Source organism: Myxococcus xanthus (assembly GCF_006402735.1).
Lineage (GTDB): Bacteria > Myxococcota > Myxococcia > Myxococcales > Myxococcaceae > Myxococcus > Myxococcus xanthus_A.
On sequence record NZ_CP017174.1, the window covers coordinates 5023880 to 5040601 of the forward strand.

Below are 16722 nucleotides of genomic sequence, written 5' to 3' on the forward strand. Positions count from 1 at the left end.
AGAGTCTGCAAGCCGCCAAGTCCCCGGAACAACGAGCTACCGCGGCGCGGCAGGCACGGATGGCGTGCGAAGCGGCTTTCCCACGGGCGCGAAAAGAGCGTCGCGGTGGGCCGTGGCCGCCCAGCGCGCCCGGCTGCCCGCCCGGTATGCAAGTCGAGGCAATCGACTGACGCCAGGGTCGTCTACAGTCGTAATCGTGAACAGCCAGGTGCCAGCCATCGAAGTGAGGGGACTGAGGAAGACGTACCACCGGGCCTTCCGGAAGGGAGGCAACGAGGCCCTCCGTGGCATGGACCTGACGGTGCCGGAAGGAAGCGCCTTCGGCCTCATCGGCCCCAACGGTGCGGGCAAGACAACCTTCATCAAGAGCATCCTGGGCATCGTCCAGCCCACGGAGGGGTCCATCCGGGTGCTGGGGGGCTCGCCCGAGGACCCGCGCATCCGAGCCCGCATCGGCTACCTGCCCGAGCGCCTGCACCTGCCCGGAACCTGGACGGCGCCCGCCTTCCTGGCGACGGTGACGCGGCTGAAGGGCCTCCCCGTGGACCCCGCGGTCAACCTGCGCCTCCTGGAGCGCGTGGGCCTGTCGGACGCGGTGGGCCGGCGCATTGGCGGGTACTCCAAGGGCATGCGTCAGCGGCTGGGCCTGGCCGCGGCGCTGGTGGGCACCCCTTCCCTGCTGGTGCTGGACGAGCCCACGGACGGAATCGACCCCATGGGGCGGATGGAGGTGCGGCGCATCCTCCAGGACGAGGTGCAGCGAGGCACGACGCTGTTCCTCAACTCCCACCTGCTGGCGGAGACCGAGCGGGTCTGTGACCGCGTCGCCATCCTCGCGAAAGGCCGCGTGGTGCGCGAGGGCCGGCTGGAGGACCTGGCGCGCGGCGGCGTGCGGTGGCTGGTGCGCTTCGCCCCGGGCGCCAACACGGAGGTCCTGGTGACGGCAGGCTTCGTCCGAGGCGTCGCGGAGGGACAATACGTCGTCGAGGCGGAGGACCCGGCGGCGCTCAACGGGGCATTGGACCGGGCGCGCGCGGCGGGGGCATTGATGGTGGAGTTGCGGCGTGACGGAACGGACTTGGAGTCGGTGCTGATGGGAACAGTGGAGGCCGCAGCGTGAAGCCCGTCCTGGGAATCGCGGGCTACGTGCTCCGTGAGGCGATGTCGCGCAAGTTCATCCTGGCCTTCATGGTGGGCATCACCCTGGTGCTGACCGTGGTGGCGCTGAGCTTGCGCATCGAAGTGGTGGACGGAGCGCTCGCGGCGTCTCGGCTGTTCGGCGAGGAGCTTCGCTCGAGCATCCGCTCCGTCGACGTGGCCCTGCGGCCCGTGTACCAGGCCGCGGCGTTCCTGGTGTTCTACGGCGGCATCCTGTTCGGCATCGTCGCGTGCTCGGACTTCGCGCCGTCGCTGATGTCACCCGGGCGCATCGAGCACCTGCTGGCGCTGCCCATCCAGCGCTGGCACCTGCTGGCGGGGACGTTCCTGGGCGTGATGGTGCTGGCGCTGGGCGGGACGCTGTATGGGACGACGGGGCTGGTGCTCATTTTCGGCGTGAAGGCGGGGTACTGGACGGCGGGGCCGCTCATCGCTGGATTGCTGGCGTGCGTGGGCTTCGCGGCGGTGTACGCGGTGATGCTGACGGCGGCGACGCTGGTGCGCAGCGCGGCGCTGTGCGCGGCCTCCGGCTTCGTCTTCCTGGTGGGAGGAATCATCGCGGGCTACCGGCAGCAGATGACGCCCTTCTTCGAGGAAGGCTTTGGACGCGAAGCCTTCCGGGCAGTGACGCTGGTGTTGCCGCGGCTGTCCGCGCTGGCCGTGGCCGCGGGCGACATCGCCGCGTCCACGCCGTTGGAGGTGCGCTCGCTGGGCTTGCTGTTGCTCGGTGTGCTGGTGTTTGGATTCGGAGCCTTGGCGGTGGGGTTCTGGCGCTTCGAGGGAAAGGATTACTGACATGGACAACCGTGGACGCCGCCGGGTGTGGCTCGTCGTGGCGGCGATGCTGTTCGTGGTGGCCGCGGTGTTGATGTTCACCGGGCAGGGTGAAGAGCCCGCCATGGAGACGCCGAAGGTGGAATTCCCCCGGCGGATGCGGGCCCCCGAGCGGGAGCGCGCGGAACGGCGCCGGACGCATGTCCTGCCCGTGCAGGTGGACGCGGGCACGCAGGAGCGCGCGCGCCCCAGGGACCCCTTGCTGGCCGCCCTGCCCCGCGGCGAGGGCAAGACGGCGGTGGTCATCGAGGCGAACGCGCTGCGGCACTCGCCCATTGGTGAGCTGCTGCTGGACTGCCTGATGCGGGATGGCGGGAAGCGGCTGCAGGAGCTGCGGAACCTCAGTGGCGTGGACCCGCTCCAGGACCTGGACCGCCTGGTCATCACCGATGAAGGGATGATGCTGTCAGGCAACTTCGGCAACGCGAAGTTCAAGGAGCTGCTGGGTGAGCGCGTGTCCATGGACTACGGCGAAGGCGCCCGGGTGTACGAGCCGGGCGACATGACGGTGACGCGGCCGGATGGGAGCACGGCGCGTGGCCGGAGCGAGGCCGCGGTGGCGACGTGGAACAACGAGCTGCTGGTGATTGGCAAGTCGCCGGACGAGGTGAAGGCGGTGGTGGACCGGGTGGAGGGCCGCGGTCCGGACGAGCCCCCCGCCATCTCCGAGGGCAGCACCTACGGGGAGATGTATGGCGTGCTCTCCGTGGACCAGCTCGCGCGGCTGTTGCCCAAGGAGCAGGCGGAGCTGGCGGACCGCATCCGCCGGGTGGCCCAGAACGTGGAGCTCCACGTGGACGCGAGCGGCGATGTGGCGATGGTCGCCGAGGTCCGCGGCGCGAATGGCGACGAAGTCACGGACCTGGGCAAGACGCTGGGCGCCGCGCTGAGCATGGCGCGCATCAAGGCGCAGGCCGAAGGCGAGAAGGACCTGGCGCAGTTGCTCGACTTCGCGCGCGTCCAGCCGGATGGCACGTCCTTCAAGCTGGAGATGGCGGTGCCGCTCGACGTCATCAAGCAGCGACTGGCGTTCTGCAAGGAAGAGCGGAGTGCGGCGGAGGCGGCTGAGCGATAGGCCGGGAGTCGTCGCTTGCGCGCTGTCCACGACGCCCCCTGGCCTTCCCGCCTGGGGGCGTCGTCGTTCCTGGAATCACGGCTGAAGCGACACGCCCACGTCTTCCTGTTCGCGACGGCGCAGCTCCGCCGCGGCCTTCGCCGCGGGGAAGAGTGTGATGATGATATAGGCGCGGATGATGAGGGCGACGACGGGCACGCGCCCTCCCTCCGTAACGGTATCCACCACCGTGGTGAGCGCATCGGCGATGTACAGGATGCCGGCGAGGATGGGCGCCGCCCGGGTGCCCCGGTAGGTAAAGAAGCCAAGCACCGCGACCACCACGCCGATGAGGATGGAGCCCAGCCCCATCCCCACGGCCTCCAGGGCCTCGCTCTCCACCAGCAGCCCGATGACGCCGAGCAAGGTGTTCACCCCGGCCAGGAAGTAGAGCATGTTCGCCGCGCGCGTGACCTGCTGCGACGGGTCCGTGTCCGAGCCTGGAAGTGCCTCTCCAGTGCCAGCTTCTTCGACCCCACGTGAATCCCCCTCCGTCGACCCCAAACCGGGTCAGGGGGCGCAGCTAGCTGTCCTATGGATGACATTGCAAAGTCACGGGCGATTTCAGGCGGCGCCGTGGCGAAGCCCCGGGGCCGGCTCAGCCTCGCAGGGCCACGCCGAGGCCGATGATGACCAGCATGGCAACATGGAACCAGCCGACGTTGCGAGCGAGCACGGCCCATCCCTCCCCTGAGCCAGGAGCGGCACCGCGCCGGATGGCCGCCAGCTCCTGGTAGCCCAGCACGAGCCCCACGAGCCCCGGCACGAACTCGATGAACCCCACCGTGGCGAAGATGAGCGCCAGCGTGGCGCGTTTGGAGGGTTTCTCTCCCAGCGCGACGGTGTGGCAGTGAAGGCAGAGCATGCGCCCCACCTGCCACCTGCGGCAGCCTTCACACAAGAAGGTGCCGCAGCGGCTGCACGTCCCCTCCGCGGGCCTCTCGGGATGTCCGTACATGGGAACAGGGCGTGACCCGGCCGCTCTTGATCACCGCCCCATGACAGAGACAGTCCTCGCGGCTGGCTTTCCCTGAAGAATTACACCCTATAATGACAGGCACTAATAGAGCGGGCCCTCACCAGGGCTCGGTCGCGACATCCACTCCCCTCCCCTGGCGCGCCCCAGCCGATTGTTTGATATATCGTTGCGCGCTGCCGCTCTCAATTCCATGCGAGCACAGCCTCCTCAAGGGAGAATCCACATGCGCATCGTTTCGAAAGGGGCCCGTGGCCTTTCCGCACTGATTGGCGCGGCGGCCCTGGCATCCATCGGTTGTGGTGATGTCCCGGACGCGTCGGAGAGCTCCCAGGCCGAGCTCCTGCAGACAAGCGCGCCTCTGGATTGCCTCTCCTCCATCAAACCGGAGCGGGAGCTGCTCATCCAGGATGCGACCGTGCTGAATGACCCGGTGCGTACGGCCTGGTCCGGAGCGATGCCCAAGGTGCGCGGGGCCGCGGACGGCGCGTGGAGCTTCGGCCGACGACTGGCGGAGATGAGCGGCGACGTCGCTCCCTCCGAGTTCGTCCGCGACGGGCTCCAGCGGGGTGCGGAACAGGACGCGGTCGCACGCACGCTCGTGCCCCAGCTCCTCGAAGCGTGGCCAAGACTCGCGGATGGCACCCTGGACATGACGAAGGCGCCGCTGCGGCTGAAGGCCATCGTCAACCACGTGGACACCCACAATTCGGACCGGCACAGCGCTGGCGAGGGCCACCTGGTCTTCGATGCAATCGATGCGGACGGCAAGCCGCTGCCCCTCACCGCCACCCTCGTGTACGACCTGCCGGCATCCAAGCCCTCGGACGCGCTCCACTGGGCCCGGCAATGGCATGCACTCGCCACGCAGACTCCGGGTACGGAGGCATTCAACACCACCCTCCAGGCCGTCACCGACCGATTCACCGCCGCCCCAGGCCGGCTCCAGGTGAGCACGACGGAATCGGTCCTCGACTCAGCGCGCTCGAAATCCACCGACGCGCGGCGCCTCGCGAAGGACTTCGGAAACCTGCTGTGTACCGATAGCGCAGCCCCTACCGTGACGCTCCTCTCGCCGAGCCCGGGCAGTGCCGTGCGCGGCACCATCACCCTGGCGGCGAGCGCCTACGATGACGTCGGCGTCACGCGCGTGGACTTCTTCTCAGGGTCCACCCTCATCGCCTCCGACACCCAGCCCCCTTTCATCGTGGACTGGGACACGACGACGTCCGCCTCCGGCACCCAGGCGCTGACAGCCCAGGCCTTCGACGCGGACGGCAACATGGGCATCTCCGACCCGGTGAGCGTCATGGTGGACAACTTCGCTCCCATCATTCTTTCGGGCACGCCCCAGTACAACCCACAGACCCTGAACTACGTGCGCGGCAACATCACCGTGGGCTGGTCCGTGACGGACCAGTCCCTCTCAGGCGTGGTCCTGGCCGAGTTCTTCCAGGAGGGGTACCTCAAGGGCTCGCTGACGAGCCCCACCAGCTTTGGGTACACCTTCGCGTGGGACACGCGGGTGCTGGCCAATCGCCCCTACAGCCTGACCCTCCGCGCGACTGACAGGGCAGGCAATGTCGCGATGCACACCCGTTCGCTGATCGTCGACAACGCGCCGCCCACGTCCGTCCTGACCGCACCGGCCAACGGAGACGTCGTCAGTGGTGTCGTCACGCTGGCTGCCAATGCGAGTGACAGCCAATCGCTCTACTACGTCGCCTTCGAGATCGACGGTGTCATCCAGACACCCTATTCGACCACCGCGCCCTTCACCCGTACGTGGGACACGACGGGCAAGTCCGGCACGCACGTCATTGTCGCCATCGCGTATGACCGCGCGGGCAACAGCCAACGCAGCAACGCAGTGACGGTCACCGTTCCGTGAGCCACAGGCGGGCACTGACGCCTCGGTAGCCCCCCTGGTCTCACCTTGTCCGGGTGCCCCGTCGAAGGGCCGCGCCAGACCTGCTGGCGCGGCCTCTCTTCGTAACCGTCCGGCGAATGACGTGGCGTGAGATGTTGAAGACGGTTGGGTGCCGTGCTCGGCGAGCGCTGCAAAAGGACTGGGCGAGAAGGCATGGTCCGGCGTGAGCCACCAGGGAGCGCCGGCGATGCTCGGCGGAAGGCCCCTCCCCTCGTTGGAGCACCCATGCAATCGCCGCGACAGTACAATGCGCCCGCACTCTTCACCCTGTCGACCCTGCTGTATGTGGTGATTGGCGTCCCCGCCTGCACTGCCTGTGTCCTCTTCCTCTCCGGTGTCTTCGTCACGTTCCTCGTGGGAGGGCTGAGTCAAGCGGCTCGGCGACGCGTCGCCGCTTCCATTCGTCGGACAGCAGCTCACCGATGCGTGAGTTGGGATGCGTCTGCACGCTCGGGGCTTGGTCGATGGCTGTGCTGGCGCATTGCTTGACTGCCGCTGGCAGCTTGATCCACCTGTCCACTGAACCCGGGCAACTTCACCTGCGAGCCACCACCGACGGCACCACAGGGTGCCCAGGCAGGTCTGCGCCCGTTTTGCAGGGACTGCTTGCTATCCCACCTGCCGTCCGTGCCAGTCTGGCCGGATGAACCGCGTCCTCCTGCTGGCCGGACTGTTGAGCCTCGTTGCGTGCAAGGGCTCCAACGAGCCAAACACCAACGCCGGAGGCCCTAACAACCCAGGGGAGCCCGGGGGGCCCGGTGGGAACCTGGGCGCCGCGTGCGTGGTGCAGTCGGTGCTCGCCGAGCGCTGCGCCAGCTGTCACGGCGCGCTGCCGACCCAGGGGGCGACGATGCCGCTGCGCACCCTGCACGACATGCGGGTGAGTTCGGTGATGGATGGGAGGCTCAGCAACGCCCAGCGCGCGCTCATCCGCATGCGCGACGACGCGTCTCCGATGCCGCCGGCCCCGCATGAGCGCGCGAGCGCAGCCGACCTCGCCGCGCTCGAGACCTGGATCGGGGAGGGGATGCCCCTCTGCAGTGGCACGGGCGGCCCGCCCGTGACCGTAGTGCCCGAGCCCAACCTGCTCGATCAGTCTGTGCTCTTCAGTTGCACCGAAGGCGTGCGCTCGGAGGCGCCGACGCGCATCCGCCGCTTGAACCGGCGCGAGTTCACCCGCAACGTCGGTGGCTCGGTCGAGCGCAGCTGGACCGGGTTCAGCTTCTACGACAACCCGCTCGATCCCAGCGCCATGGAGCAGTACAGCTCCTGGGCCACGGACGAGACGCTGGACGAGGCCACGGTGGAGCTCTTCCTGCCGGTGGTCGGCGCGGCCGCCGCGCCGTGGACGATGAACTACCCGGACGGCAACCGGATGGAGCGTGTCTACACCAACAGACGCTTCAGCTGCATGTTCGACGACGCGAACCCGAGCGACACCTGCAAGCGATTCCACCTTGGCCAGATGCTCGAGTTCGGCGTCTTCTTCCGCCCGCCCACCGAGGATGAACTCACGCGCCTCACCGCCTTCGCGACCACGGTCATCGGGCAGGAGCCGAGCCACTCCCCGCGAAACCGCGCGGACTCCATCACGCGGATCTCCAACGCCGCGTGGATGATGACCGGCGCCATGTTCCGCCGCGAGATGGGCGGTGAGCTTGCCGACGGTCGCGTGGAGCTGACCAGCCTTGAGCTGGGCTCGCAGCTGGCCTACGCGCTGGCGGGGCGCGCGCCCTCGGCTACGCCGAGCTTCGTGTGGCCGTACTTCTCCGCGCCCCTCGAGGGGCATCTGGCGGACGTGGCGACCGCCGCGAAGGATGGCTCGCTCAAGCAGGATGCGACGACCACCGCCCTGATCGAGAAGTACCTGGGCGGCGTCGACGCCAACCAGAACGGGACACCGCGCTTCGATCTGGTGCAGGACTACAACGAGGAGCAGCGCTCCAAGCGCGGACATTACTGGCTGGGTGACGGCGTCGCGGGCTTCTTCCGCGAGTGGCTCGGCTACGCGCACGTGGCCGCGGCGTTCAAGGAGTCCCCGGCGGCGACCTCGCGCTTCGAACTCGAGGGGCTCGGCTACATCAGCTCGGTCTCGTACGACAACCTGCTCACCAACTTCCATCCGCTGGAGCCGACCTTCATCCAGCAGTTCGACGATCTGATCGCGCGGGTGGTCGTCGAGGATCAGGACGTACTGGCGAACCTGCTCACCACGCGCACCTTCTACGTGCCCTCCATGCAGCACGCGGCGTACGACTCGCACAAGGGCCTCTCGCATCCCTACAACGTCAGCGAGATCCTCCCGGCGACCGTCGCGGGCCGCTGGAAGACGCTGCCTGCCACCGAGCGCGCGGGCGTGCTGACCCACCCGGTGTGGCTGGCCGCGCACGGCGGCAACTTCGAGGACGATCCGTCCATCGTCCACCGCGGCAAATGGGTGCGCGAGAACCTCCTGTGCGGCTTCGTCCCACCGCTCAGCAGCGTGCAGGTGGCAGCCCAGGTTGGCGCTCACGCTGCCGACAAGAACGCGCGCCGCCGCCTGCAGGAGGCGACGGCCGGATCGCAGTGTCAGGGCTGTCACCGACTGATGGAGCCGCTCGGCCTGCCCTTCGAGATCTACAACCACGCGGGCTTCCTGCGCGCGCGGGATCGCTCGCCCAGCGGAGGCTGGACCACGCCGGACGGAAGCTCGACGCTCACGTCGATGCCGGAACCCGGGCTGGACGGCCCGGTGCGCGACGCGGTGGAGTTGAGCGAGCGCCTGGCGACCTCGCAGCACGTGAAACGCTGCTTCCTGCGACAGGCCTTCCGCTACTTCATGGGCCGCCCGGAGAACCCGAGCGACGCATGTACGCTGACACAGATGGAGCAGGCCTATGATCAGAACAACGGCTCGTTCTCCAAGATGCTGACCACGCTGATGACCAGCGACACCTGGAAGACGCGGCGTGTGCCGCAGGCTGGAGAGTAACTGCCATGTTCTCGCGACGAACCGTCCTGAAGGGCATGGCCGCCGGCCTCTTCGCGCCCTACTTCCACGACGTCTACGCCCAGTCGTCAGCGTTGCCGGCACGCCTGGTGCTGGTCCTCGAGTGCAATGGCGTCTACCCCCGCGCGCTCCTGAGCACGGGCACCCGCGCGGCGCTGGGGGGGCGCGCCAACACCTCCGACCGCATCTTCTGGGACGCGTACAAGGACACGCCGCTGGTGCGCGAGGGCGACAATCTCGCCAGCGCGATCAGTCTCGGGCCGCTGGCGGCGTCTTCCGGCAACATCGACCTGGTGAACCGCTCCGCCGTGCTGCTGGGGCTCTCGAACCTCATCGCGGGCGGCGGGCACTCCAGCGGGACGGGCGGGCTGAGCTGCGCGGTGAACGGCGCGGGCGCGACCTTCGACGCGGTGATCGCACCTCGCCTGCGCCGTGGTGCACCGTTCGACGTGCTGCGCCTGGGCACCAGCTCCGCGCGCGTGTCGATCGTGTACGAGACCTGCGCGCTCGGACCACGCAAGCCCGCGGGCATCATCGTCAACCCGTCGCTCGCGTTCGACAGCACCTTCGGCTCGCTGCTCGGCGGCTCGACGAACGGGCGCGATCGCAAGATGCTCTTCGACTTCGCGCTGGCCGACTCGCGGAAGGCACTGGCGGAGTTCAGCGGCAACTCCAACGAGCGGCTGAAACTGGAGCGCTACGTCTCCTCGCTCGAGTCGCTGCGCACGCGGGAGGATCAGCTCGAAGGCATGGCGGAACGCGTGCGGCCCTACCTGCCACTGGCACCGAAGGACAACCCGCTCATCACCGGCGCGGGCTCACCGCCCGACTCGTTGAAGTGGTTCGAGGCGCAGTTCCAGATCGCCACGGCGTCCCTCCTGGGCGGGCTGACGAACACGGTGGTGCTGGCGACGGGTACCTCGGGCTTTGACGTGGCCTACGGCCCGGACGTGACCGACATCCCGCGACACAGCTTGCAGCACGGCCTGGATGCGGGGCAGAACTGGGATCGCGTCGCCGAGGTCACCCGCCGTCACGTGCAACTGGTGGCGAACCTGGCGAGGACGCTGGCCGCCACGCCCGAGGTCGGCGCGAGCGGCTCGATGTTGGATCACACCGCGATCGTCTTCATGTCCGACAACGGCGAGCAGCACCACTCGACCTCGCGTGAGTGGCCGAAGCTCGTGGTGGGCGGCAACGCGCTGGGCCTGAAGACCGACGGGCGCACGGTCGTGTACCCAAAGTACGACGCGGCCCGGAACCGGCAGGTCTCGAACCTCTTCAACACGCTCGGCCACGCGTTCGGAGACGCGGACTTCAACACCTTCGGGCAGGAGGGCAGCACGCGCATCGCGCCGGGACCGCTGAGCGAGCTGTATGGCTGAGCCGTGAGAGCGGGCTGGGCGGGTTCCACGTCGTTTTTGGCAGGCATGTCTCGCGGGTGCCACTCCTGGGCCGGCGGTGTTCCCCTTCGTGCGCTGGCCTCGGCGCGGAGCCTGTCCGTCATCCCGAACTGGGACGACATCGTTCCACTCGACGATGGCACTCTGTCCTGATTCGAGCACGCCGAAGTCGACTGCGTACCCCGCGGTCCCCTCCCCGGCGAACGCCCACTGCACTCCGACGCGGACACCCGCGATGCCGGTGCCGAGCGCACGGACGGCGGAGGCTCGCACCCAGCGCCTGCGTGTCCGGGCCATGCCGCCGTCGTTTGTTTGAAGGCACGGAGCCCCGGAGTCCTGCGTCGCGCGCGCAGGGGCCGCGGATTGAATCTCGTGTCCACCGCCATATCCGGGCTGCATCCTCCGGGCGGCTGGTTGGGCGCGTGGAGCCCCCCACTTTTGCGCCGTCGTTCGCGAAGGGGAGGCTGCACATGAAGCGGGAAGTGAGAGCCGGCATCGCCGGGCTGCTGTTCGGGTCCATGCTGGCTGGCTGCGGGGTGGCGCCGGAACTGGAATCGCCGCAAGGCAACGAGGAGCTGGAGGCGTCCACGAGCGCCGAGGCCGAGCTCGATGCGCATCGGGATGACTCCACGCCTGCCGCGGTGGCGCGTTACGGGCCCGCGGTTGCGTACGGTGATGGCAAGTACTTCGCGGTCTGGACCGACGTGCGGACCGGCGGCATCTGGGGCACTCGCGTGAAGCCAGACGGCACCGTGCTGGACAAGGGAGGCATCCGCATCAACATCAGCGACGAGACCGGGTCCCAGCCCGGCATCGCCTTCAATGGGACGCACTTCTTCGTCGTCTGGGGGGGCCGGGATGGCGTCGACGGCGTTCGCGTGAAGCCGGATGGCACCGTCGTGGGGCCGGTGTTCCGTGTCATCCAGACGGATGAGTTCCAGGGCCCGACGCGCGTCGCGTGCTCCCCGAAAATCTGCCTGGTGACGTACACCGTCACGGGTGACACCGAGACGGTCATCTTCGTCACGCGCGTGACGAAGGCCGGCGTCGTGCTCCCGTCGTCCGACCGGTCCATCAGCGCCGGCTTGAACTACGCGGCTGACGCGTCGGCGGCCTGGAACAACAGCAAGAAGGAGTTCCTGGTCGTCTGGTCTGACCAGCACGGCGAGGGCCCGGAGAACGCGGACATCTACGGCAACAGGGTGAAGGAGGACGGCACCGTCCTCGACGACGACGGCTTCCCCATCTCCACGGCGGAGGGCGCCCAGACGACGCCCGACGTCGAATGGACGGGCAAGAACTACCAGGTGGTCTGGTCCGATACCCGTAACGGGAACCCGGACATCTACGGCGCGCGGGTGAACGGGCAGGGCAAGGTGAAGGACCCCGACGGCATCCCCATCACCATCGCCGCGGCCGCGCAGACCGCACCGCGCATCGCGCACCACAACAACAAGTCCCTGGTCGTCTGGGATGACACGCGCAACGGTCCGCACAGCATCTGGGGTTCGCGGTGGGACGAGGACGGGGACGTATGGGACGGCTCGGGCTTCCCCATCTCCAGCGAGGGCCTGGCGCAGCAGTACCTGCCAGACGTCGCCTACGGGTCCGACAAGTTCTTGACCGTCTACGCCGCCCAAAACGTCTACGAGCCCTTCGCGCCACACTACATCGTGGGTACGCGCGTGACGCACCAGGCGCAGGTGAAGGACGTGCCCGCCATTCCGCTCACGCGCAAGTACTAAGGCGTTGAAGGAGAGGCCAGCTCCGCTGGCCGGCCACCACGCGGACCGCTGCCTTCGGTCCGCGTGCGAGGCGACACGGCTACACGGAGTTCGCGCCGCACCAATGGCGGGCGTCGTCACGCACCGTCTTCCGCATCCTCACCCACGCGGGCGGGCGCGCGTGGGCCGAGGCCCGCGTGGAATGGTCCCCCTGGCGCCAGCAACGGCCGCTGCTCCGCGCGTGTCATCTCCCCGGACGGCAAGGTGCACCTGCTCGACGAGCAGACGCTGCACGACGCGCCCGTGGAGGCCCCTGGCCCCGACAGCTCCACGGACGCAAAGGCGCTGCGCGCGCCCCTGCCGGCACTGCGTCCCGGCAGCGTGTTGGAAATCGAGTCCGTCGTGGAGGACACGCAGTCGTTCTTCGAGGCAGGCAGCGTGTGGATGAGGCTGCACAGTCCTCACATGAACAGCACGCGTGTCGGATGGGTGGACGCACGGCTTCGCGCTGCTGGACCCACAGAGCGAGCATGTGAGACTTTGCCCCATGGCGGATATGCTCAAGCCAGACGCGACCGTTTCCGAGGGGCTGGACCGCCGTCGATTCCTGACGTGGGTCATGGCCTCTCCCACGTTGATGATTGCCGCCCGGTGGGGGCTCGACGTGCCCGAGTCCGAGGCGGCGGAGCCCCTGAACGGGGCGACGACGGCGCTGAGCCTCTATCTCGCCGTCCAGTCCGATGGGCGCGTTGTCACCACCCTGCCCCGCACGGAGATGGGCCAGGGCATCACCACGGCCGTGGCCATGCTCGTCGCCGAGGAACTCGACCTGGCGCTCGACCAGGTCGACGTGCGCAGCGCCGACGCGGACCCTCGCTGGGTCATCCAGCTCACCGGCCTTTCGTCAACGATGCGCTCCCTCACGGGCCCCCTGCGCGCCGCGGCGGCGGAGGCACGGGCACGGCTGGTCACTGCCGCGGCGCTGCGGTGGCGCGTCCTGGCCCCTACCCTCTCCACCTCGCACGGTGGGGTGAGTGCACCCGACGGGCGGCGGGCTGGCTATGGTGAGCTGGCGGAGGACGCCGCTCGCGTGCTGCTCCCCGCGGTCTCCAGCCAGCCCAGGCCCGTGAGCCAGTTCAAGTTGGTGGGCCAGCCCACCGGCCGCATCGACGCGAGGGACATTGTCACGGGCGCCACGCGCCATGCCCTGGACCTGGACATCCCCGAGGCGCTGCCGGCGGTGGTGGCCCGGCCCCCCACGCTGCGCGGCACCGTCCAGGCGGTCGACGATGCCTCGGCGCGGACGATGCCCGGCGTGGTGGCGGTGGTACCCCTGGGCACTGGCGTGGCGGTGGTGGCCCGAACCTTCGGACAGGCGCTCGCGGCGCGCGCGGCGCTGCGCATCACCTGGACGCCCGGCCCCGCCAGCGCGCTGTCGGACGCGGACATCCGGGCCCGCCTGCGTGACGCCATGGGCCCAAGGCCCCTGCCGCCGCTGTTCACCACGCGGACGCTGGAGGGACGCTTCGACTTCCCCTACCTGGCGCACGCGACCATGGAAACGCAAAGCTGCGTGGCCCGCGTGCAAGGCGGACAGGCGGAGGTCTGGGTGGGGGCGCAGGACCCCAAATACGCGCAGCGCGAGGTGGCCCGAGCGCTCGGCTGGGGGCTCACGCCGTGGCAAGTGACGGTGCACACCCTCCGGGCCGGTGGTGGCTTTGGCCGCAGGTTCTTCACCGAGGCCGCGGAGGAGGCCGCGCTCGTGTCACGTGCCATTGGCAGACCGGTGAAGCTGATGTGGAGCCGTGAGGATGACATGCGCCACGGCCGCTTCCGCCCGGCCAGTCACCACCGCATCCTCGCCTACCTGGGCCCGGGCGGACGAATCCTGGGCTGGCATCACCGCGCCGCCATTCCCACCGTGGCATTCCCCCACGGCTTCGGTGACGCCCTCACCTCGCTGGCTGGCGAGGTCCTTCCCGAGGTCACCAGCGCGGTCTTCTTCGCGCTCTCACAGAAGCTCCCGTACGGCTTCGGATGGGTGAGCCAGGAACTGCGAGACGTGGCGATTCCAATTCCCACCGCGTCGTTCCGCTCGGTGTTCACCAGCCAGGTGGGCGTGTCCAACGAGGTCTTCGTCGACGAACTGGCCCGCGAGCTCCAGGTGGACCCCGTCGCGCTACGACGCGAGCGGCTCACGTCGAATCGCCTCAAGGCGGTGCTGGACAAGGTCGCCACGGAGGGACAGTGGGGCCGCGGCCTGCCCCCCGGTGTCGCCCAGGGCGTCGCCGTCCTCGAGGAGTGGGACAGCGCCATCGCGCACCTCATCGAAGTGGACGTCACGGGAGAGACGCCTCGGGTGCTGCGCATCGTCATCGCCGCGGATGTCGGCCTGCCCATCAACCCCAAGGGCATCGAGGCCCAACTCCAGGGCGCGGCGGTGGACGCGATGTCCACCACGCTGAGCGCGGGAATCCACATCGATGCGGGCGCGGTGCGCGAGGGCAGCTTCGCGGATTATCGCTGGATGCGCATGAAGCACGTCCCGTCCGACATCCAGGTGCACCTGGTCCGCTCGGATGACCGGGTGGGCGGCGTGGGCGAGCTCGGCTATCCCAGCGCGGCGGCGGCCCTGACCAACGCCATTGCCCGGGCGCGAGGCTCGATGCCCACCCGCTTTCCCATCCTCGAAGAGGGAGTCTGAGCATGCCGGCACATCAGTTCATCCTCAATGGCCAGACGGTGTCGGTGGAAGCGCCCGAGGACCTGTCGCTGCTATGGGTGCTGCGCGACGTGCTGGGCGTGACAGGCCCGAAGTACGGCTGCGGCGTGGGCGTGTGCGGCGCGTGCACCAGTCACCTGGACGGCGAGGCCTTCCGCCCCTGCATCCAGCCGGTGGGTGGACTGTCTGGCCGCGAGGTGGTCACCATCGAGGGGCTGGGCGCTCAGGGACTGCATCCCGTGCAACAGGCGTGGATGGATGAGGACGTGGCCCAGTGCGGCTTCTGCCAGCCGGGGCAGATCATGGCCGCCGTGGCGCTGCTCAAGAGGAACGCCCAGCCCTCTGACGCGGACATCGACGCGGCGATGAGCGACAACGTTTGCCGCTGTGGCACCTATGTCCGCATCCGCGCCGCCATCAAGCGCGCCGCCCTGCTGCTGCGAAGCGGCGCGGGCGGCGGGTGATGGTGACAGTGCTTGTCACGCACTTCGGCGGCTTCGTCAGTCAGCGGGCTCTGTCACGGCCCCCTCCGGCGCCGGTTCCGTCTCGGTCTGCTCGACCTCGCGCCACCAGGGGTCAATGGACTGCACCTGGCGCGGCTCAATCGGCTGTCCGAGCCGCGGCATGACCAGCGGCGCATTCGCCGGGGCGAGCTTCACGAGCGTCTCCGCGGGCTCGTCCCAGGAATGGATGGCGAGATTGAACGTGCCCCAATGGACCGGCAAGAAGGCGCCACCGCCCAGCAACTCATGCGCTTTCAACGCGTTCTCCGGTCCGAGGTGAATGTCTCCCCAGGCCGGGTCCCACGCGCCGACCTCGAGCAGGATGAGGTCGAACGGTCCCAGCCTCTGCCGGATCTCGACGTACTCCTGCGTCAGGCCCGTGTCGCCGCTGAAGAAGACGGCGTGACGTGGGCCGCGCACCACGATGGACGACCACGCCGTCCGGTTCCTATCGGCCACGCCGCGCCCCGAGAAGTGCTGCGAAGGCGCCGCGGTGAAGGTCAGGCTGCCGACCTGCACGGACTCCCACCAGTCGAGCTCGGTGATTCGCTCAGGGGGCACGCCCCACGCCTCCAGGTGCGCCCCCACCCCGAGCGAGGTGACGAACGGGACACCGAGCGGGATGAGTTGAAGGAGGGTCGCATAGTCGAGGTGGTCGTAGTGGTCGTGCGAGATGACGACCGCGTCGAGCGGGGGAAGTTGCTCGATTTTCACCGGCGCGGGGTGAAACCGCTTCGGTCCCGCGAAGGGGAGCGGAGAGATGCGCTCTCCCCACACCGGGTCTGTCAGCACGCGCATTCCATCGACCTCGAGCAGGACGGTGGAATGACCGAGCCATGTTGCGCGGAGCCCGCTTTGCACCGGGCGCAGCCACTGCTCGAGCGGACTGACGATGGGCAGCACGCCCGTTGGCACCCGCCGCTGACCTCCCCAGAGGAACTCCTTCATCGTCGAGACAGCGGTGCCCTTCTTCAGCCCCTGACTCACCGGGAAGGTGTTGTGGAACGTGCCGTCCTTGAAGCGCGGTGACGCCTTCATGCGCTCCAGCCGAGCCCCCTGCGCCTTGCTTCCGAGTGCCTGCATTCCGAGTCCCTCGCATTCGCCCTGAAACCATCAAGGATGCGTACCGCCGCGTCGTCAACAAGGACATCCGTGGCATGCTCCTGGGCGGCGGCCCCGTGGAGGACCTGCCCGAGCCGGTGCAGAAGTTCATCGACGACGTGATGCTCCCCACCTGCATCGTGCTCGTCAACGCCATCGAGGAGGACTGACAGAACCTCCAGGCCGTGTTCAGCGAGGAGGGGTAGACGGTCGAGGCCATCGTCACCTTCCTCCAAGGCCTGGCGAAGACCAGGACGAACCTGCTGCG

13 protein-coding genes and 1 pseudogene are annotated in these 16722 nt (G+C 68.7%); 11 read left to right on the forward strand and 3 right to left on the reverse strand.

Translation table 11 applies throughout. From position 1 onward, the window contains the following. Positions 1–232: 232 nt before the first annotated feature. Genes BHS09_RS20590 through BHS09_RS20600 form a run of 3 tightly spaced genes read left to right on the forward strand, consistent with a single transcriptional unit; the run spans position 233 to position 3067 of the window. Positions 233–1120, forward strand: coding sequence for an ABC transporter ATP-binding protein (locus tag BHS09_RS20590; RefSeq protein WP_140800718.1), 888 nt, complete (start codon positions 233–235; stop codon positions 1118–1120). After that, a complete protein-coding gene (locus tag BHS09_RS20595; protein WP_140792442.1) occupies positions 1117–1953 on the forward strand; it encodes an ABC-2 transporter permease in 837 nt (278 codons plus the stop codon). The genes BHS09_RS20590 and BHS09_RS20595 overlap by 4 nt, the downstream gene beginning before the upstream one ends. A gap of 1 nt (position 1954) precedes the next feature. Continuing rightward, the gene (locus BHS09_RS20600; RefSeq protein WP_140798674.1) at positions 1955–3067 is read left to right on the forward strand and encodes a hypothetical protein; all 1113 of its coding nucleotides are present in this window, start codon (positions 1955–1957) and stop codon (positions 3065–3067) included. Positions 3068–3142: 75 nt separating this feature from the next. Here BHS09_RS20600 and BHS09_RS20605 read toward each other — a convergent pair whose 3' ends face one another. Together BHS09_RS20605 and BHS09_RS20610 are read right to left on the reverse strand one after the other, a co-directional pair. Beyond that, on the reverse strand, positions 3143–3502 hold the full coding sequence (locus tag BHS09_RS20605; RefSeq protein WP_237079718.1) for a hypothetical protein: 360 nt from the start codon (positions 3500–3502) through the stop codon (positions 3143–3145). A 202-nt stretch (positions 3503–3704) separates the two neighbouring features. Then, the gene (locus BHS09_RS20610) at positions 3705–3971 is read right to left on the reverse strand and encodes a hypothetical protein (protein WP_237077279.1); all 267 of its coding nucleotides are present in this window, start codon (positions 3969–3971) and stop codon (positions 3705–3707) included. Positions 3972–4308: 337 nt separating this feature from the next. On the opposite strand from BHS09_RS20610, the gene BHS09_RS20615 reads away from it, so the two are divergent. The 7 genes and pseudogenes from BHS09_RS20615 to BHS09_RS20650 all read left to right on the forward strand — a co-directional run bounded on the left by BHS09_RS20615 (position 4309) and on the right by BHS09_RS20650 (position 15314). Beyond that, the gene (locus tag BHS09_RS20615) at positions 4309–5973 is read left to right on the forward strand and encodes an Ig-like domain-containing protein (protein WP_140798675.1); all 1665 of its coding nucleotides are present in this window, start codon (positions 4309–4311) and stop codon (positions 5971–5973) included. Positions 5974–6655: 682 nt separating this feature from the next. After that, complete coding sequence (locus BHS09_RS20620) at positions 6656–8983, forward strand: DUF1588 domain-containing protein (protein WP_140798676.1); 2328 nt, start codon at positions 6656–6658, stop codon at positions 8981–8983. Positions 8984–8988: 5 nt separating this feature from the next. Then, positions 8989–10386, forward strand: coding sequence for a DUF1552 domain-containing protein (locus tag BHS09_RS20625; RefSeq protein ID WP_140798678.1), 1398 nt, complete (start codon positions 8989–8991; stop codon positions 10384–10386). A 488-nt stretch (positions 10387–10874) separates the two neighbouring features. Beyond that, positions 10875–12149 (forward strand): hypothetical protein, encoded by a 1275-nt coding sequence (locus BHS09_RS20635; RefSeq protein ID WP_140792448.1) that lies wholly within the window; start codon positions 10875–10877, stop codon positions 12147–12149. Positions 12150–12212: 63 nt separating this feature from the next. Next, positions 12213–12563: pseudogene (locus BHS09_RS40315) on the forward strand (DUF3857 domain-containing protein); the annotation flags it as partial. A gap of 112 nt (positions 12564–12675) precedes the next feature. After that, entirely contained in the window at positions 12676–14832 is a 2157-nt protein-coding gene (locus BHS09_RS20645) for a xanthine dehydrogenase family protein molybdopterin-binding subunit (protein ID WP_140798679.1), read from the forward strand. A gap of 2 nt (positions 14833–14834) precedes the next feature. Beyond that, the gene (locus BHS09_RS20650) at positions 14835–15314 is read left to right on the forward strand and encodes a (2Fe-2S)-binding protein (RefSeq protein ID WP_140792450.1); all 480 of its coding nucleotides are present in this window, start codon (positions 14835–14837) and stop codon (positions 15312–15314) included. Between the two features lie 36 nt (positions 15315–15350). Here BHS09_RS20650 and BHS09_RS20655 read toward each other — a convergent pair whose 3' ends face one another. Then, positions 15351–16436, reverse strand: coding sequence for an MBL fold metallo-hydrolase (locus BHS09_RS20655; RefSeq protein ID WP_140798680.1), 1086 nt, complete (start codon positions 16434–16436; stop codon positions 15351–15353). On the opposite strand from BHS09_RS20655, the gene BHS09_RS20660 reads away from it, so the two are divergent. Next, positions 16427–16624 (forward strand): hypothetical protein, encoded by a 198-nt coding sequence (locus tag BHS09_RS20660; protein WP_140798681.1) that lies wholly within the window; start codon positions 16427–16429, stop codon positions 16622–16624. The two genes, BHS09_RS20655 and BHS09_RS20660, sit on opposite strands and share 10 nt — an antisense overlap. Positions 16625–16722 lie beyond the last annotated feature (98 nt).